General features: G+C 59.2%; 13 protein-coding genes. 7 read left to right on the forward strand and 6 right to left on the reverse strand.

Annotated elements, in window-relative coordinates:
* Positions 1-6: 6 nt before the first annotated feature.
* The 4 genes from DX909_RS13570 to DX909_RS13585 form a co-directional block, all read right to left on the reverse strand.
* Positions 7-1,251: an MFS transporter gene (locus DX909_RS13570; RefSeq protein ID WP_128545713.1), complete on the reverse strand. Its 1,245-nt coding sequence runs from the start codon at positions 1,249-1,251 to the stop codon at positions 7-9.
* 8 nt (positions 1,252-1,259) lie between these two features.
* Positions 1,260-2,525, reverse strand: coding sequence for an MFS transporter (locus DX909_RS13575; RefSeq protein WP_128545714.1), 1,266 nt, complete (start codon positions 2,523-2,525; stop codon positions 1,260-1,262).
* A gap of 61 nt (positions 2,526-2,586) precedes the next feature.
* The gene (locus tag DX909_RS13580; RefSeq protein ID WP_128545715.1) at positions 2,587-3,495 is read right to left on the reverse strand and encodes a hypothetical protein; all 909 of its coding nucleotides are present in this window, start codon (positions 3,493-3,495) and stop codon (positions 2,587-2,589) included.
* Positions 3,496-3,502: 7 nt separating this feature from the next.
* Positions 3,503-5,479 carry a M1 family metallopeptidase gene (locus tag DX909_RS13585; protein ID WP_128545716.1) on the reverse strand — a complete coding sequence of 659 codons (1,977 nt, stop codon included), beginning with the start codon at positions 5,477-5,479 and terminating at the stop codon, positions 3,503-3,505.
* Positions 5,480-5,611: 132 nt separating this feature from the next.
* On the opposite strand from DX909_RS13585, the gene DX909_RS13590 reads away from it, so the two are divergent.
* Entirely contained in the window at positions 5,612-6,034 is a 423-nt protein-coding gene (locus DX909_RS13590) for a heavy-metal-associated domain-containing protein (protein WP_128545717.1), read from the forward strand.
* 46 nt (positions 6,035-6,080) lie between these two features.
* Positions 6,081-6,560: a group I truncated hemoglobin gene (locus DX909_RS13595; RefSeq protein ID WP_128545718.1), complete on the forward strand. Its 480-nt coding sequence runs from the start codon at positions 6,081-6,083 to the stop codon at positions 6,558-6,560.
* A 50-nt stretch (positions 6,561-6,610) separates the two neighbouring features.
* Here DX909_RS13595 and DX909_RS13600 read toward each other — a convergent pair whose 3' ends face one another.
* A complete protein-coding gene (locus tag DX909_RS13600; protein ID WP_128545719.1) occupies positions 6,611-7,138 on the reverse strand; it encodes a DUF2911 domain-containing protein in 528 nt (175 codons plus the stop codon).
* Positions 7,139-7,189: 51 nt separating this feature from the next.
* The gene (gene uvrB / locus DX909_RS13605; protein ID WP_128545720.1) at positions 7,190-9,214 is read right to left on the reverse strand and encodes an excinuclease ABC subunit UvrB; all 2,025 of its coding nucleotides are present in this window, start codon (positions 9,212-9,214) and stop codon (positions 7,190-7,192) included.
* A 366-nt stretch (positions 9,215-9,580) separates the two neighbouring features.
* Between uvrB and DX909_RS13610 the strand changes: the two genes are divergently transcribed.
* The 5 genes from DX909_RS13610 to DX909_RS13630 all read left to right on the forward strand — a co-directional run bounded on the left by DX909_RS13610 (position 9,581) and on the right by DX909_RS13630 (position 18,018).
* Positions 9,581-13,360 carry a CotH kinase family protein gene (locus DX909_RS13610; RefSeq protein ID WP_128545721.1) on the forward strand — a complete coding sequence of 1,260 codons (3,780 nt, stop codon included), beginning with the start codon at positions 9,581-9,583 and terminating at the stop codon, positions 13,358-13,360.
* Between the two features lie 111 nt (positions 13,361-13,471).
* Positions 13,472-13,735: a hypothetical protein gene (locus tag DX909_RS13615; RefSeq protein ID WP_128545722.1), complete on the forward strand. Its 264-nt coding sequence runs from the start codon at positions 13,472-13,474 to the stop codon at positions 13,733-13,735.
* A 74-nt stretch (positions 13,736-13,809) separates the two neighbouring features.
* Positions 13,810-14,721 (forward strand): TIGR01777 family oxidoreductase, encoded by a 912-nt coding sequence (locus DX909_RS13620; protein WP_128545723.1) that lies wholly within the window; start codon positions 13,810-13,812, stop codon positions 14,719-14,721.
* A 94-nt stretch (positions 14,722-14,815) separates the two neighbouring features.
* Complete coding sequence (locus DX909_RS13625) at positions 14,816-16,738, forward strand: polysaccharide biosynthesis protein (RefSeq protein WP_128545724.1); 1,923 nt, start codon at positions 14,816-14,818, stop codon at positions 16,736-16,738.
* Between the two features lie 71 nt (positions 16,739-16,809).
* Positions 16,810-18,018 (forward strand): acetyl-CoA C-acetyltransferase, encoded by a 1,209-nt coding sequence (locus DX909_RS13630; RefSeq protein ID WP_128545725.1) that lies wholly within the window; start codon positions 16,810-16,812, stop codon positions 18,016-18,018.
* Positions 18,019-18,026: the final 8 nt, after the last annotated feature.

An 18,026-nucleotide genomic window follows, 5' to 3' on the forward strand; every position in this document is an offset into this window, starting at 1 on the left:
AGGTGGTTACTCTTCCAGATAATCCATATTCCTGCCGTAAGTGTCCTCCATGCGGCTGAGCGACCAGAGGGCCACCCCGTAGCAGAGGACACCCAGCAGCAGACCCGTCGAAACGGCACCGATCGACGGCTTCAGGGCCTGGAATGAAAGCGTCATCAGAATAACCGTACCCCGCACGACGCTCGGCGCGGAGGTGGTGGCCGTGGCCCGGAGGTTCGTACCGTACTGCTCGGCAATCGTCGTCAGGTAGAGGGCGATATACCCTGTACAGAAACCGAGCAGCAGGCAGATGCCGTATAACGTTCCGGCGGTTTGAATACCGCCGAACAGATAGACCAGACTCAGGAGGGCGCTGGCGATCAGCAGGCTTCCGATGGCTTTCCGGCGCGAACGCAGCCACTGGCTGAAGGGGCCGGAAAGCAGATCGCCGGCGGCAAATCCCATGTAGATGAGCATCACGCACTGGCCCGGCCGGACGGTTTCGACGATGCCGAGCGCCTTGCCGAATTCATTGCCGAACGTACCGAGAATCCCGACGACGAACCAAGTCGGAATGCCGACGGCGACGCAGCGGAGGTACTTGATCAGTCGCCGGGAACTGGTGAAGAGCGACCAGAAGTTGCCCCGGTCGTGGGTTTGATGACGCACCTGCTCGAACAGCTTCGACTCGAAGACCGACACGCGCAGGAGCAGCAGCACCAGACCCATGCCCCCGCCCGTGAGGAAAGCCGTCCGCCAGTCGAACCACTCGGCGGTCAGGTAAGCCGCCCCGGCGCCCAGATAGCCGATGCCGGCCACGATGGAGGTGCCGTAGCCCCGGATTTCCTTCGGCAGGATTTCGGCCACGAGCGTCATGGCAGCCCCGATCTCACCGGAAAGGCCCAGACCGGCCACGAATCGCAGCAGGGCGTAAGTATTGACGTCCTGCACGAAGCCGCAGGCGATGTTGGCGAGAGAATAAGTGATGATGGACCCGAAGAGCACCGACAGCCGGCCCCGCTTGTCGCCCAGAACCCCCCACAGAATACCGCCCAGCAGCAGACCCGCCTGCTGGCAGTTCAGGATAAACGTACCCGCGCCGGATACTTCCGCTTCCGAAAATCCGAAGGATTGGAGACTCGGGACCCGAACGATGCTGAAAATCAGGAGGTCATACACATCGACGAAAAAGCCCAGCGCCGACACGATGACCGGTAATGAAAAGAGCGGGCGGTAGGAGATGCGGGGAGCGGGCGTAACGGTTTGTTCCATAATCCGGCTCACTCCTCCAGGTAATTGAGGTCTTTTCCGTGCGTTTCAGGAATGCTGAGGGTCGAATAGAAACCGATGGCAAAACTGAGCACCCCGACGACCGCTCCGGCCCCGATGACTTCGATCGACGGTTTCAGGCCGGTATACAGACTCGTCATCAGAATGACCGTTCCCCGCACCATGTTGGGCACCGTGGTGGCGGCCGTCGCGCGGAGGTTGGTGCCGAACTGCTCGGCCCCGATCGTGACGAACATGGCCCAGTAGCCGATGCCGAAGCCCAGCGCCAGACAGCACATATACAGGCCCGTAACGGTTTTAAAGCCGATAAAAAGATAAATCAGCGTGAAAATCAGGGTAAAAGTCATCAGAAGCGCCACGGCTTTCTTGCGGGATTGCAGCCACTGGCTGATGAAACCGCTGCTCAGGTCGCCGAGGGCCAGACCCACGTAACACCACATGATCGCCAGACCCGGCTTGACGGGTTCGGTAATGCCCATCGCCTGACCGAACTCGTTGCTGAACGTCGCCAGAATCCCGATCACGAACCAGGTCGGGAGGCCGATGCCGATGCATTTCATATAGCGCGAAAACCGGCTGCGGTTATTGAAAAAGGCCAGAAAATTTCCTTTCTCGACGTGCTTCTGCCCGGCCACTTCCTTGAACATGCCGGACTCGATCACCCCTACCCGCAGCAGCAGCAGGCCGATGCCCATCAGGCCGCCGATCAGAAAGGCGTTCTGCCAGTTGAACAACTCGACGGTGAAATAAGCCACGACCGCCCCGAACAGCCCGATGCCGGCCACCAGCGAGGTGCCGATGGCGCGCAGTTCTTTCGGCAGCACTTCCGACACCAGCGTGATGCCGGCGCCCAGCTCACCCGCCAGCCCGATGCCCGCAATGAACCGCATGAAGGCGTAGTAGTCGGTTGGATTCATGAACGTGACCCGGTCGATGAAACCGCAGGCGATGTTGGCCAGGGAATAGGTGATGATGGACCCGAAGAGCACCGACAGCCGCCCTCGCTTGTCGCCCAGAACGCCCCAGATGATGCCGCCGATGAGCAGCCCGCCCATTTGCCAGTTGATGATGTTGGCCCCGACGCGGGAAATCTGCTCGTCGTTTAGCCCCAGATCTTTCAGGCTCGGAACCCGCACGATGCCGAACAGCAGCAGATCGTAGATGTCGACGAAATAACCCAGGGCGGCTACGATGACCGGTAATCCGAACAGGGATTTATAAGAAGGTTTCGGCGGTGAAGTAACGGTAGGCTGCATTCGTTCGGTTAAAAATTACTTTCAGGAAATAATCGTCGGCAAGTTATCGATTTGGCGACATTCAGCCAAGCGAATGCCTGTCTCTTATCAGCCGAAGCCGCAGTTTATCCCGTTCCGACAAAACCACTGCCGACGAAGCCAGCATCCAGACTCTCAGAAAGATCCGGGCCAGAATCAGTGCCTGCTGGAACAGAAAGAGCAATCCGATGCCGATCCATCCGTTGGTAACCACCGCCGATTCGGCCAGGAAGTACAGCGCGAAGCAGAGCGTACCGATCAGCAGCAAGACCAGATACAGCCCGTATGCCGTCCCGAAGTTGTTCAGCACAAATCGCAGCGACTGCCCGAAAGCCGCCAAGGCCCGGTTGCCGTCGGTCTGGAAAAGGAGGGCTTTGGCGTAGTCTCCGGCGCAGAGGACCAGCGTCAGCGGAAAGGCAAAGAGCAGAAAACAGCCCAGAAAAACGAAAAACAGCGCCCGCTCGTCGAGGGTATCGGCGAAGCCCATTCCGACGGCAACCCCAATGACAAGGCAGATCAGACCCCAGATCAGCAGAAAAGTTAACACAATCAGAAACAGCCGTGAAAACCGGCCCACATACCCGACGCAGGCAGCCAGAAACGAATCCAGCCGGAACGGAAGGGCGGGTCGGGGGCCGCCGGCGTTGGTGAGCTGGAGGAAAATACCGCCCGAGAAGAACAGACCGGCCAGCAGATAAATCAAACCCAGCCACCGCCCGGTCGAAAGCAGGGGGCCGACGGCCTGGGATTGGGTATGCATGAAATCCGTAAAAACCGTGAAATCGAAACCGTTCCGCAGTTTCTCAAATTCGAGTGAATGCCCGGCCGCGCTTTTCAGGGTGGCATAGGCCGGAAAAAGCACCATCAGGCCCAGCAGGAAATTGACCCCGTACAGCCGGAGGATCATCGGCCAGGATCGGCGGGTCAGGCGGAAGGCGGTGAGCAGCATCATCGTAGGTTCAGACTAAGGCGGAAAGCCACTGCATCCAGTTCTGCGCCCAGAACATCAGCCGGGCCGCGTATTTAGCCGCCGGAGCGGTGGGCGGACTGACCGCGTAGCTGTTGTTATTCAGGTTCACGTCCAGGTAGATCTTCCGCTGCGGGTCTACCCGGGCCGAGCGGATGCGGGCGGGGCGGCTGAGTGTGAACGTCCGGCTGCGGGCCTTGCCGTCCCAGTGCAGCAGCGTCTCGCGGCCGTCCTCGTCGCTGACCAGCACCTCCACCGGCACGACGGCGTCCCCGCGCCGGTACACCGTGATCGTCGAGCGGTAGCCGGTACCCTGCCGCTGATTGGCCACCGAATGCAGTTCATAATCACAGACCGCATCGCCGTAGAGGAACTGATCGAAAAACCAGTTCAGGTTCGGCCCGAAGCGGTTTCCGGGCCGCCGGCCAACCACCTCGTTGACCACGGCGATGAAGTTCACCGCATTGGGATGTTTGAACTTCCAGCGCTCGAAATACGTGCGCATGACTTCGTCGAACACGGGCCGGCCAAGCATTCCCTCCAGTGTCCGGAGCCAGGTGGCGGGTTTGAAATAGATCAGTTCGCCGTAATAGGCGTCGGGAAGCTGCCAGACGTTGCCGAAGGTGGGGGCGACGGCCGGATGGTCGAGGTGGGCGTAGAAGCTGCGGGAAAGCTCGGTGTCGCCGACCCGGAGGCCCAGCCAGTCGGCTACGGACGTGTTGCGGCCGTAGGTATCGTCCATGATGCGGCCCTCGTAATACTGCGTGAACCCTTCGTCCATCCAGGCTTCCTCAAACTCGTTCGTGGCCAGCATCTGCATGAAATACTGGTGCGCGAACTCGTGGATGGTCACCTGCTCGGGAAGCCGGATGCCGGCCGGCATGCCCCAGCTCGTCCCGGCAGTGATGAAGGTCGGATATTCCATCCCGGCCGCTCCCATGGCATGAATCGACGGATCGACCACTGTCAGAACCGGGTACGGGTACCGGCCGACGTATTTGTCCAGATAAGCCAGAGCCGCTTTGGCCGCATCGAGGTGGCGCCGGGCCTGGGCCGCGTGTTCGGGCTGCATCAGGGCGCGAACGGTCACGTGCCGCCAGCGGTCGGTAAACTCCTGAAAGTGAGGGGAGGCCGTCCAGGCAAAGTCGATCACGTCTTCCGCCCGATAGTGCAGCGTCTTCGTGCCGTCGCGGTTCATCGTTTCGCCCTGCATGACGCCGGTCGCTTCTACCCAGTAGGCTTTCGGAGTGGTGATGTCGACTTCATAGACCCCGAAGTCGGCGTAAAACTCGGAGTGGGCGTGAAACTGGTGGCAGTTCCACCGGCCCTGGGTAGCATAGCGGGTTCCGGCGGATTCGTAAACCCCGATCTTCGGGAACCACTGGCCGACCAGATAGAAATCCCGGCTGAAACCGGTGCGGGCAAAGATCCGGGGCAGTTTGGCCCGAAAGGCCATATCGAGTGTGATGCTTTCGCCCGGACCGACGGGCCGGCTCAGCGGCACCCGGATAACGGTGCGGTCGGCCGGGTTGGCGTCGTCGGGCTGGATAAACTCGATGCGGCCGGTCAGGTTCTCGGTTCGGCCCGAGGCCGGGTCGCGGGTGGTCATGGACAGCAGGTCGATCGAGCCGAAAGCATCGCGGTCGTCGCGGTCGATGTATTCCCCCCGCAGCTGCCCGCCCGATTCCCGCATGAAGGTCGATTCCTCGTTGCGGAAAGCGTTCAGGTAGAGGTGAAACTGCAACTCGCGGATGAGATCGCCGGAAGGATTTTTCCAGACCAGCGTCTGTCGGCCCGTCAGCCGGCGGGTGTCAGGGTCGAGCCGGACCTGAATCCGGTAGCTGGCAATTCGCGGACTCAGCGGCCGGGTGGACGCCGGTCGGGCCGGCTGTGGTCCCGGCCGGGAAAAAGCCGGCAGAAAAACCGGCACGATGAGCAGCCAGCTCATCAGAATGAGCCGGTTTTTCATGGGTATGAAAGCATCTTATCCTCTTGATTCCGTGCAGTTGGGTAATGTTAGTGAAAAAAACCTTCGCTTGAAAAGAATCTGACCGGGTGGGATGGTCCGTATGTTTTTGCGTAGACTGATTCAGCCCATCCTATGAAAACATGGACAATTCTCCTGAAAGTAACCGGCTCCGCACTGTTCCTCGGTTTTCTGGCGCTCCTGATCTGGGCCAACTGGGAGCCGAAACCGCTTCACGCCAAAATCGAGCCGATCCGCATGACGCTGTTTCAGGTCGATGATCTGAAGACCGAAACCGCAGCCGCCCGCGTCCGCGAGCAGATGGCGAAGCTGCCGGGCGTGACGGCCTGCGCGGCCAACCCGGAAAGCCGCCTGATTGCGGTCACCTACCACGAAGATAAAATCAGTGAAGCCCAACTAAAGCAGCAGGTGATGCGTTTCGGGCGGGTTGAAACTCCCTCGTTCGAATCGGTCGAACCGTCGGGGCCGCAGTGCCCGGTGCCGGCCGAATATCTCCTTCGGCTGGAGCGGTTCAAATACGCCCTTTCGTTCCGATAAGCCTTTTTATTTCAACCAATCGTTCAATTAAATCCTGTTTTTCATCATGAAAAGGAATGTGTTTGCCGTTTTGGCGTTACTGGCTTTCTCGCTGAGTTTTACCGCCTGCAAGGATGACGACGACGATATGGCCGCTGCGCCCAAGACCCTGTACGAGCGCTTGGGCGGAAAAACCGCGATTTCGGCCGTGGTCGATGATTTCATCACCAACGTAGCCGCCGATCCCAACATGAAGCGGACCTTTCAGCCGCTGCTCGAAGATGTGGCCAAGGGAAATACCGCCCGCGTGACGAGCCTGCGCAATAACCTGATCGACCAGATCGGGCAGGCTACCGGCGGCCCGGAAATGTATAAGGGCAAATCCATGAAGGAAGCCCACAAGGGAATGAAGATCACCGACACCGAGTTCAACTCGCTGGTGGCCGACCTGACGAAATCACTCGATAAATTCAAGGTGCCCACGGCGGAGAAAACGGAACTGCTGACGGCCCTGGCAGGTCTGAAGGGCGATATCGTGGGCCAGTAAGAGGATAAAGAAAAACCGCTCCCTGGTTCAGGGAGCGGTTTTGTATTGTATCAGCGTTTCCGGATCGGGACGACTACCTCCGTTTCATCCCAGGTTAGCAGCATATCCGTTCCGCCCGTCTGGGGAGCAAAGCTGATGAAGAACTGCTCCTGGGCCGGTTTCCTGGCCCGGGCCATGACCGGCACCCGCAGGACGTCCTTGGTCTGGTCGTACTGCGTACCCCACTGACCGGTTTCCCGGTTGAAGATTACGATCCAGTTGCCTTCCGACGGGATGGTCCAGAGGGAATATTCTCCCTCATCCAGCGGCTGGCCGGCCACGACCACGTTCTGGTCGAAATCGATGATGGTCGCTTCGTTGGCACCCGTCCGCCAGACTTCGCCGTAGGGAACCAGACTGCCGAAAACCTTCCGGCCCTTTTTCGAGGGCTGGCTGTAATCGACCTTGACGCTAAGGCCGTTCTGGTCGATTTCCGCCGTGGCCGACGGGCTGAACGATTTGGTATACGATCGAAAGCCGATAAAGATGGCCACGACCGCTACCAGAATAATACCGATGATCCAGAGTACTTTTTTCATGAACAGATGATTTGGTGCTGCCGGCCGGCAAGTTATCAAAATTTGTTCAGGCTACTGCTCCACCTTCAGCCGTTCTCGTAACTGAAACAGTTCGTCGCGCAGACGGGCGGCTTCTAGGAAGTCGAGTTCCCGGGCGGCTTTCTCCATTTTCGACTGTGTTTCGCCAATAATTTTTTCGAGATCGCTCTTGCCCATGTACCGCACTACCGGGTCGGCCGCAATTTTGATTTCTTCCGGCTCGATGTAGTAGCCGCGGTTGGCCGGCCGCGAATCCGCCACTTTGGTCTGTTCCAGAATGGCCTCGCGGGATTTCAGCACGGTGGTCGGCGTAATGCCGTGTTCCAGGTTGTAGGCCATCTGGATTTCCCGACGCCGGTTCGTCTCGTCGATGGCTTTCCGCATCGAGCCGGTAATGGTGTCGGCATACATCAGCACCTTTCCGTTGGCGTTCCGGGCCGCCCGGCCGATGGTCTGGATCAGCGAGCGGATGTCACGCAGGAAACCTTCCTTATCGGCATCCATAATCGCCACCAGCGACACTTCGGGCAGGTCGAGGCCCTCGCGCAGCAGGTTGACGCCCACCAGCACGTCGAACACGCCCAGCCGCAGTTCCCGCAGAATCTCGACCCGGTCGAGGGCCTTGACTTCCGAGTGGATATACCGGCCCTTGACGCCCACGCGCTCCAGGTATTTGCTCAGTTCTTCCGCCATCCGTTTCGTCAGGGTCGTCACCAGCACCCGCTCCCCGCTTTTGATGCGGTCGTCGATCTCTTCGAGCAGGTCGTCGATCTGGTTGAGACTGGGCCGCACCTCGATTTCGGGGTCGAGCAGGCCCGTCGGGCGGATGAGCTGTTCGACCACCACCCCCTCGCTTTTGCGGAGTTCGTAGTCGGACGGGGTGGCGCTGACGAAGACGATCTGGGGCGCCATTTCCTCAAATTCCTGAAAGGTCAGCGGACGGTTGTCGAGGGCGGAAGGCAGCCGGAACCCGTAATCGACCAGCGACTCCTTGCGGGAGCGGTCACCGCCCCACATGGCCCGGATCTGCGGCATGGTCACGTGGCTTTCGTCGACCACCATCAGGAAATCATCCGGAAAGTAGTCGAGCAGGCAGAACGGACGCTGCCCCGGCTGCCGGCGGTCGAAATACCGGGAGTAGTTTTCGATCCCGGAACAGTAGCCCAGTTCGCGCATCATTTCTATGTCGAACTCGGTGCGTTCCTTGATTCGCTCGGCCTCCTGGTGCCGGAATTCCGACTCAAAATAGCGAACCTGGGCCACCATATCGGCCTGAATCTCGCCGATGGCCATGTTCAGCGTATCGCGGCCCGTCACGAACAGGTTGGCCGGGAAGATGGCGATGAGCCGCTCGTCGGAAAGCTTTTTACCCGAGGCCGGGTCGATGCGCTGGATGGCTTCGATTTCGTCGCCGAAGAAGATGATCCGGTAGGCAAAGTCGGCGTAGCCCGGGAAGATGTCCACGGTATCGCCCTTGACCCGGAACGACCCCCGCGTGAACTCGACTTCCGTCCGGTTATAAAGAATCTCCACCAGCCTGTAAAGAAACTGGTTGCGGCTGATGACCTCGCCCACGCCGATCCGCACGATGCTTTTCTGGTATTCTACCGGGTTACCGGCGCCGTAGATGCACGACACCGACGCCACCACCACCACATCCCGCCGGCCGCTCATCAGGGCCGACACCGCCGACAGCCGCAGCTTGTCGATCTCCTCGTTGATGGCAAGGTCTTTTTCAATGTAGGTGTTGGTCGTGGCGATGTAGGCTTCCGGCTGGTAGTAGTCGTAGTAGGAGATGAAGTACTCGACCGAATTTTCCGGGAAGAACTGCTTGAATTCTCCGTAGAGCTGAGCCGCCAGCGTTTTGTTGTGGCTCAGAACGAGGGTCGGGCGGTTGAGTTCGGCAATGACGTTGGCGACCGTAAAGGTTTTCCCGCTTCCGGTAACCCCGAGCAGGACCTGCGCCGGCTCGCCTTCCCTGAGGCCGTTGACCAGTTTCGAGATGGCCTGAGGCTGGTCGCCGGTGGGTTTAAATTCTGAAGTCAGCTTGAAATTCATAACGAGCCAAGTTACGAAAAAACGGCCGCAGGAGCAAGGCGGTTCCGAAAATACCTGACCGACGAGGCAGTGGCCCCGGAAATTAACCGAATAATAACAAATCGGCGATTTCGTAGTGTCTAATAAATGTGTTAATTTTTTTTGCGTTTATATTTTTAAATTACATAGAAGTTAATCAAATAATGTCTGTAATAATAAAATCAACTTCATTTAACCAATAAAATAATAAGAACATATACTTAAGTAATTTTTTGGCGCTCCTACTTCCTGGCTTGTTTCCGGCCACCGCTTACCGGCCCCCGATACCGGGCCGGGTCTTTTCGCACTTCAACCATCCGTCCCGTACATGAAGAAAAATTTACCCTTATGAACTCTGTCTTATGTTTCCGTAACTCCGCTCCCGGTTTGCTGATCGGGCTGCTCCTTTTCTTTTTGTCGGTTACCGTCCGGGCGCAGTCCGTAACGGCCGATGCCGGAACGTTTCAGGTGGATAAAACCCTGAAGCTGATCGTCTGTAATAAAGTACCCGCTTTCCCGTCCGGCGCCGGGCCGGTTACCATCCAGTTCGATGAGGTGTACACCTTCACGGAATCCATTTCGGCCTTCGAAGTGGGCAGGGAGTATAAACTCAGTCTGAACGGCACGAATTACCTGCTGTATTTCACGGGTTTCCCGATCGTTCATATCACTACCGGCGGGGCCGCCATCAGTGAAACCGACGACCGTACGGGGGGCAGCGTCAGTTTATCCGACCCGGCGGGAAGCCTGTTCACCTCCAGCATGGGCGTCCGGGTCCGGGGCAACACCTCCCGGCTGTACCCGAAGAAGTCGTACAATATGCAGCTCTGGACCGACCCCAGCGGGGCCACGGAACTGGAAACGTCGCTGCTGGGGATGCGCTCCGACAGTAAATGGCTTTTTCTGGCTCTCTATAACGAGCCGCTTCGGGTCAACAACATGGCTTCCTGGGCCATCTGGCGGAAGATGCACAAACTTTACTACCTGGCGCAGGAACCCGACGCCCAGTCCGGGATCCGGATGCGCTACTGCGACGTCTTCATCAACAACAGCTACAACGGCGTGTATGCCATCACCGAAGACCTGGACCGGAAGCAGCTCAAACTGAAGAAAACCCGGGACGACGGCGGCATCCGGGGTGAGTTGTACAAAGCCGACAGCCGGACGGATGCCACGGCTTTCCTGAGTGTTTTCAACGGAAACGAGCTGCCCCCGTTTGACAATTCGTCGCCGACCTGGGCCGGTTACGAGATCGACTACCCGAAAGACCCGTTCTGGAACAGCCTGTCCGGCCTGATCCAGCTGTTCGTGAAATCCACCGACGACGATTTCAAAGCCCAGATCGCCGACCGGCTGTACCTGGATGGGGTAATCGATAACTTCCTGTTCCTGAATGCCATCGGCGCCACCGAGGACAATATGGGCAACAACCAGTTTATCGGCCGGTATAAGGAGAACGAACCCTACATGCTCATGCCCTGGGATTTTGACGTCACCTTCGGGAACGTCAACGGAAAGATGGACAACATTGCCGAATACATCCGGACCAACGGCCTGTATTACCGCCTGATGACCCAGAATCCGGTCGGCTTTAAAAGCCGGATGAAAAAGCGGTGGTTCGCCCTGCGGCAGGGCGAACTTCAGAATGCCGCCTTCAAGAAGAACCTGACCGACAACATCACGGTTCTGAACAACGACGGTGCCTATAAGCGGGAACAGCTCCGCTGGCCCGGCACCCTGCGGCTCGACGAGCAGAGCGCCATCATCAGCTGGATCGACAGCCGGATGGCGTTCCTCGATCAGTATTTCGGCGAGTTCCCCGACCAGGACCCGCAGGGCGTTCAGATCACGCTCCAGGAGTTTAAAGGCGAAATTTCGGGCGGTGATAAACTGCTGAGCTGGACAACCAGTTCCGAAAAGAATGCCAAACGGTTCGAGGTCGAGTTCAGTACGGACGGGCTGAATTTCAGCAAGGCAGGGGAAGTGGCGGCCACCGGAAACAGCACGTCTCCGCGCAGCTACAGCTTCGCTCACACCGATGCCTCGGCCATTGCCTACTACCGGCTGAAGATGATCAACATCTACGACCTCTTTAAATACAGCAGCGAAGTGCTGATCGGCGGCTGCCCGACCCCCCCGGCCGCGCCCACCGTCAGCGCCAGCCTCCTGACCATCAATGCCGGACAGAGTACCGTACTGTCGGCTACCGGATGCGCCGGTACGGTTTTGTGGAGTACGAATCAGACCGGCTCGCCACTGACCGTCAGCCCGGCGACTACAACGACGTATACCGCCCGGTGCCGTCAGGCGGTGGGGTGCGAAAGCATCCCGTCCAATGCCGTTACCGTGAAGGTCAACCCGGTTACGGCGTATGAAGGCTATCTGAATACCGCCAGTTGCAGCGTCATCTCCGGCTGGGCCTGGGACAGTAAACGACCCAAAGCTTTTGTGGTGGTCGAAATTCTGGACGGGCAGAACGTGGCCGCGATGGCCATTGCCGACATTTACCGCCAGGATCTGAAAACGGCCGGGAAAGGCAACGGGATTCACGGCTATAGCCTGGCGCTGCCGGATAAATTCAAGGATAATAAACCGCACAATATCTCGGTTCGGGTTCAGGGCAGCAGTTACATCCTGAAGAACTCGCCGAAGTCGATCACCTGCGCCGGGAGTACCCCTCCCCCCTCCAATCAGCCGCCGGTGGCACCCACCGTGTCGGTACCCACGGGGACGGTCAACCAGCCTTACTCGACAACGCTGGCAGCCTTTACCGATCCCGACAACAATCCGCTAACGTATAGTCTGACCGGTACTTTACCTTCGGGGGTCGGCTTCAACGCGACCACGCGGGTGCTGAGCGGCACGCCGACGGCAACGGGCACCTTCAGTCTGACCTACACGGCCAATGACGGGCAGGCGTCCACGAACACCACCGTCTCGCTGACGGTCAACCCGGAAGTCCCACCGGCCAACCAGCCGCCGACGGCTCCTACCATTCCGGAGCTGACCGCTACCGTCAATACCGCCTACTCGACCACGCTGCCCGCGTTCACCGACCCGAACGGCGATGCGCTGACCTACACGCTGAGTACTCCCCCTGCGGGGCTGACCTTCAACGCGACCTCCCGCGTACTGAGCGGCACGCCCACCGTGACAGGGCCCTTCAGTTTGACTTATACAGCCAATGACGGGCAGGCGTCCACGAACACCACCGTCTCGCTGACGGTCAACCCGGAAGTCCCACCGGCCAACCAGCCGCCCTCAGCGCCTACGATCGCACCGCTGACCGCTACCGTCAACACGCCGTTCTCCACGACGCTGGCGGCCTTTACCGATCCCAACGGGGATGCGCTGACCTATGCCCTAAGCACCCCGCCGGCCGGGCTGACCTTTAACGCCACCACGCGGGTGCTGAGCGGCACGCCCACCGTGACAGGGCCCTTCAGCCTGACTTATACAGCCAATGACGGGCAGGCATCCACGAACACCACCGTCTCGCTCACGGTCGGTTCGGGAACGGTGGTAACGGGGAACTTCGAGGGGTACCTCGACAAGGCGGAGTGTACGTCCATTCGGGGCTGGGTCTGGGACAGCAAGCAGCCCAATACGGCCCTGACCGTGGAGATTCTCTCCGACGGTGTTTCGGTCGGAACAATTTCGGCCAATATCTTCCGCCAGGATCTGAAAACGGCCGGGAAAGGCAACGGGATTCACGGCTACATCTTTACGACACCGGCTGCCCTCAAGGATAATCTTACGCACCAGATCAGCGTGAAAGTGCTGAACAGCAACTACACGCTCAAAGGATCGCCGAAAGCCCTGAAGTGCGCGCCGGCAGCCCGCCTGTCGGCCGATGCCGAAGAGGCCGGTTCACAACTCCGGGCGTTTTTGCTGGGTAACCCGGCGCTCCGGGACGAGGTGATCGTGGAAGTACAGGGCGCTCAGGGGAGGGCCGTACAGTTCCAGCTGATGACCGCCGGCGGCAAGCTGCTCTCCGGCCGGACGGTGGAGGTAGCCGAGCCGAGCCACCGGCAGTCGGTATCTCTGGGAGGGCAGGCCGCCGGGCTTTATCTGCTGCGGGTTGAAGCCGGAAGTCAGGCCGTTACGCTCAAAGTTCTCAGACCGTAAGAAGCGGTTGCCGCACTGGGGGAGCCGAAGCCGGCGGGGTGTTTGGATTATTTTCTCCGAACAACTCCAGCCGGCTTCGGTTACTAACCATATCACTCAACGTTAAAAATTATGAAAATGGACCTTAGTAAACAGGGCCGGACCCTGCTGACCGCCTTTTGTTTTTCACTGTCGGTAGTGTGCATGAGCTGTGGCGGCAAACAGGAAGGCAGTCAGGAATCCGGCGGTGCCTCGGCGGAGGCCGGAAGCGATACGAGCGTGATGGGTATCCAGGGCGATACGACCACCAACGACCTCGACGGTCCGGTAGCGGCACCGGGCGATACGGCCACCGGCCAGACGCTGCCTGAAATGCGGGCAAAAAAGAAAGAATAAGTCCGGGCGGGCGGTGGAGCGATGCAACATTTTCGTTCCACCGCTGGTTTGCCATGAACAAGAACCCCTCCGTCATGGCAGCAACCTTTCTGATTTCGGGCGGCTCCGGTACCATCGGCCGCCGGCTGACCCGCCTTCTTCTCCAGCAGGGTCATCAGGTATCCATCCTCAGTCGCTCGAAGAAAACCATCCCCAACGTAACGGTCTATCAGTGGAACATTGAGCGGGGGCATATCGACCCGCAGGCCATCCTGACCGCCGACTATATCCTCCATCTGGCCGGGGCCGGTATTGCCGACGAACGCTGGACCGACGAGCGGAAGCAGGAAATCATGGACAGCCGCACCCGGTCGGCGTCTTTGCTGGCCGACGCGCTGCGCTCCAACCGCCATCACGTGAAATCATTTGTTTCTTCCTCCGGCATCGGCTTTTACGGGGGCGATACCGGCGACCGCCCGCTGACGGAAACCAGTCCGGCCGGCAACGACTTTCTGGCCCAGGTGGTTAGGGTCTGGGAACGGGCCGCCGACGAAATTGCGGAGCAGGGCATCCGAACCGTGAAACTCCGGACCGGCATCGTGCTGACGATGGAAGGAGGAGCCCTGCCGAAACTGGTGCAGCCGGTTCGGCTGGGAGCCGGAGCGCCCCTCGGCACGGGGCAGCAGTATGTCTCCTGGATTCACATCGACGACCTGTGCCGCATCTACCTTCAGGCCGCTACCGATGAAAGCTGGCAGGGAATTTTTAACGCCGTCGGCCCCGAACCTGTGACTAATCAGGCGTTGACACGTCAAATAGCTACCGTGCTTCACAAACCGCTCATCCTGCCGAAGGTGCCGGGCTTCGCCATCCGACTGGTGTTTGGCGAACTGGCCAGTGCCGTGCTGGGCGGTAACTACGTGTTGAACAAGCGGATACGGGAAGAAACTTCCTTTCGGTATCAATTTCCCGATTTGCTTCCGGCGCTGAAAGACCTGCTTCTTTAGCCGGACACTTGCAGAACCGAGGAGAAAAATTTATTCAAATTTTATTTGTTTGGCGTATCAATAAAAAGAAGACTTTGAACGGACCGGAACAGCAATGATCGAAAGATTTTTTAAAGGGCATTCAAATCGCTTCGTTGCCAGCTACCTGGTCCTGATCGCCGATGTGATAATCAGCGCAGGCGCTTTCAGTGCTGCCTATCTTCTGCGGTTCAACTTTGAAACCGAAGCCATCGTGCCGCATGATTTTCTGTATTGCCTGAGCGTCACGGTGGCGATCCGATTTCTGTTCTTTCTGTTGTTCAGGTCACACCAGGGCATCATTCGCCATACCAGCCTCGAAGATGTCCAGTTGCTGGTCTATGCCGTAACCACCAGCGCCGTAGGAATCTCCCTCAGTTCCTGGCTGCTCTGGCAATGCACCGGCTGGGTCAGCTTTTACGTCCCGGTATCCATTCTGCTCATCGATTATTTCTGCTGTCTGGTGGCGCTGGCGCTCAGCCGTCTGATCGTCAAGGCGTTCTACTGGTCGCTGGTCGCAACGGACGAAGGCAGCCGGCAGCGGGTGCTGATCTACGGTGCCGGGCTGACCGGTCTGCTGACCCGCAAAGCCCTCGCTCAGGATACCGTAAACCGGTACACTATTCTGGCCTTTATCGACGATAATCCCTACAAAATTCAGAAAGTCATTCAGGGGCTGAAAGTGCTTTCGAGACAGGATGCCTATGCGCGTTATATCCGCAATCAGCCCGTTCGGCCGCAGGTCATCCTGGCCATGGGCCGGGTGGGCCTCCCGCAGAAAAACGAAATCACGGAATTCTTTCTTCAGCATCAGGTTCACGTCAAAACCATCCCGACCATCGAACAATGGATCGGTGGTAAACTGAATTCGGCCCAGATCCGCGACGTCCGGATCGAAGACCTGCTGGAAAGGGACCCGATCGATCTGAACAACCGGCTGGTCGGCGAGCAGCTTTGCGGACAGGTCGTGCTCGTAACCGGAGCGGCCGGCTCGATCGGCAGTGAACTCGTCAGGCAGGTGCTCCGCCACCGGCCGCAGACGATCGTCCTGCTGGATCAGGCCGAGTCCGCCCTTTTCGATCTGGAATTTCAGCTGAACCGTGAACATCCGCCTGCACCGACCCGCACCCGGCTGGTGTTGAAAATTGCCGATGTCGCCGACGAGAACCGGATGGGCCATATCTTCCGGGAAGTCCGGCCGGCTTTCGTTTTTCATGCAGCCGCCTATAAGCACGTTCCTTTGATGGAGCAGCATCCCTACGAAGCCGTTCGGGTCAACGTAATCGGAACCCGGATCGTCGCCGACCTCTCGGTTCGGCACGGCGTCCGGACGTTCGTGATGATCTCCACCGACAAGGCCGTCAACCCGACCAACGTCATGGGAGCTACCAAGCGGCTGGCCGAGATGTATGTCCAGAGCCTCAATCAGCCGGATAAAGCCCTTCGGCAAAGCCGCTTCATCGTCACCCGGTTCGGGAATGTCCTGGGGTCCAACGGGTCCGTCGTGACGGTATTCCGTAAACAGATTCAGGCCGGAGGCCCCGTCACGGTGACGCATCCCGACATCATCCGGTATTTCATGACCGTTCCGGAAGCCTGTCAGCTGGTGCTGGAAGCCGGTGCCATGGGTCGGGGAGGGGAGGTCTTCGTCTTCGATATGGGAGAACCCGTCCGGATCGCCGAGCTGGCGCGGAAGATGATCTACCTTTCCGGATACACCGCCGGGAAGGATATTCAGATTGTCTATACCGGCCTGCGGCCCGGCGAAAAGCTGTACGAAGAGCTTCTGAACGACAACGAACAGACCCTGCCGACCCACCATCCCAAGATCATGATTGCCCAGGTCGTGGCCCCCGAACCCGAATCCATGAAAGAAGCGCTGAATATCCTGCAGCTTCTGCTGATCGAAGGCGACGCCACCCGGCTGGTGAAGACCATCAAACAGCTGATTCCCGAATACATCAGCCAAAACTCCGTTTTCGCATCGCTCGATCACTGAAACCGGCGGCCCGTCGTCAACTTTTTCTCCCACCGCTTGCGGTCTGTGCGCCTTAAGGGTAAGTTTACCCCATGGCTGAAGCATTCATTTACGACGCCGTCCGGACGCCCCGGGGCCGGGGCAAAGCCGACGGCGCCCTCCATACCGTGCAGCCCGTTCAGCTGCTGGCCCTCGTTCTCCGTGAACTCCGCGACCGTAACCGGCTCGATACCACCCTGATCGACGACGTCATGATGGGCTGCGTCACTCCCATCGGTGAGCAGGGTGCCGATATTGCCCGTACGGCGGTCCTGGAGGCCGGCTATCCCGTCTCGGTGGCTGGAGTGCAGCTCAACCGGTTTTGCTCGTCGGGGCTGGAAGCCGTCAATCTGGCGGCCGCCTGCGTCATGGCCGGTCAGGTCGATGCCGTCATCGCCGGCGGTATCGAGTCGATGTCGCGCGTGCCGATGGGGGCCGACGGCGGGGCGCTCTGGACGAGTCCGGAAATCGTTGCCCGACACCGGATCGTTCCCCAGGGTATCTCCGCCGACCTTCTGGCTACGCGCTACGGTTTTAGCCGGACAGATGCCGATATCTATGCCGCCGAATCTCACCGGCGGGCCTGGACGGCCTGGCAGGAGGGCCGGTTCACCGGTTCCGTTATGCCGGTCAGGGATCGGCTCGGCCATCCGGTGCTGGACCGCGACGAAGGCATCCGGCCCGACTCGACGGTGGAAAGCCTGTCGAAACTGAAGCCGGCCTTCGAGGGCCTCGGCCGGAAAGGACTGGATGCGCTGGCACTGCTGAAATTTCCGGAAATAGCTCAGATCAACCACATTCACCACGCCGGAAATTCCTCCCAAATTGTCGATGGGGCCGCCGGTTTGCTGGTCGGCAGCCGCGCTTTTGGTGAGAAAGCGGGTTTGAAACCCCGCGCCCGCATCCGGGCGTTTGCGGCCGTCGGCTCCGACCCGACCGAAATGCTCACCGGCCCCGTGCCGGCGACCCGTAAAGTGCTTGGAAAAGCCGGTTTGCAAATCGGGGACATCGACCTCTTTGAAGTCAACGAAGCGTTCGCGGTAGTTCCCCTGCTTTATATGGAACAACTGGGCATCGACCACGGCCGCCTGAACGTCAACGGCGGAGGCATCGCCATGGGCCATCCGCTGGGAGCCACCGGGGCCGTCATCTCGGCCATCCTGCTCGACGAACTGGAACGCTCCGGCAAACCACTGGGCCTGGCCACCCTCTGCGTCGGGGGCGGTATGGGCGTCGCCACAATATTTGAAAGAATTCACTAAAGAGCTTC

Source organism: Larkinella soli, from assembly GCF_003703975.1.
Taxonomy (GTDB): Bacteria; Bacteroidota; Bacteroidia; order Cytophagales; family Spirosomataceae; genus Larkinella; species Larkinella soli.

Bases quoted from the DNA above. Each gene is read 5' to 3' on its own strand.
- DX909_RS13570 (WP_128545713.1), bottom strand. From the start codon at position 1,251: ATGGAACAAACCGTTACGCCCGCTCCCCGCATCTCCTACCGCCCGCTC.
- DX909_RS13575 (WP_128545714.1), bottom strand. From the start codon at position 2,525: ATGCAGCCTACCGTTACTTCACCGCCGAAACCTTCTTATAAATCCCTG.
- DX909_RS13580 (WP_128545715.1), bottom strand. From the start codon at position 3,495: ATGATGCTGCTCACCGCCTTCCGCCTGACCCGCCGATCCTGGCCGATG.
- DX909_RS13585 (WP_128545716.1), bottom strand. From the start codon at position 5,479: ATGAAAAACCGGCTCATTCTGATGAGCTGGCTGCTCATCGTGCCGGTT.
- DX909_RS13590 (WP_128545717.1), top strand. From the start codon at position 5,612: ATGAAAACATGGACAATTCTCCTGAAAGTAACCGGCTCCGCACTGTTC.
- DX909_RS13595 (WP_128545718.1), top strand. From the start codon at position 6,081: ATGAAAAGGAATGTGTTTGCCGTTTTGGCGTTACTGGCTTTCTCGCTG.
- DX909_RS13600 (WP_128545719.1), bottom strand. From the start codon at position 7,138: ATGAAAAAAGTACTCTGGATCATCGGTATTATTCTGGTAGCGGTCGTG.
- uvrB (WP_128545720.1), bottom strand. From the start codon at position 9,214: ATGAATTTCAAGCTGACTTCAGAATTTAAACCCACCGGCGACCAGCCT.
- DX909_RS13610 (WP_128545721.1), top strand. From the start codon at position 9,581: ATGAACTCTGTCTTATGTTTCCGTAACTCCGCTCCCGGTTTGCTGATC.
- DX909_RS13615 (WP_128545722.1), top strand. From the start codon at position 13,472: ATGAAAATGGACCTTAGTAAACAGGGCCGGACCCTGCTGACCGCCTTT.
- DX909_RS13620 (WP_128545723.1), top strand. From the start codon at position 13,810: ATGGCAGCAACCTTTCTGATTTCGGGCGGCTCCGGTACCATCGGCCGC.
- DX909_RS13625 (WP_128545724.1), top strand. From the start codon at position 14,816: ATGATCGAAAGATTTTTTAAAGGGCATTCAAATCGCTTCGTTGCCAGC.
- DX909_RS13630 (WP_128545725.1), top strand. From the start codon at position 16,810: ATGGCTGAAGCATTCATTTACGACGCCGTCCGGACGCCCCGGGGCCGG.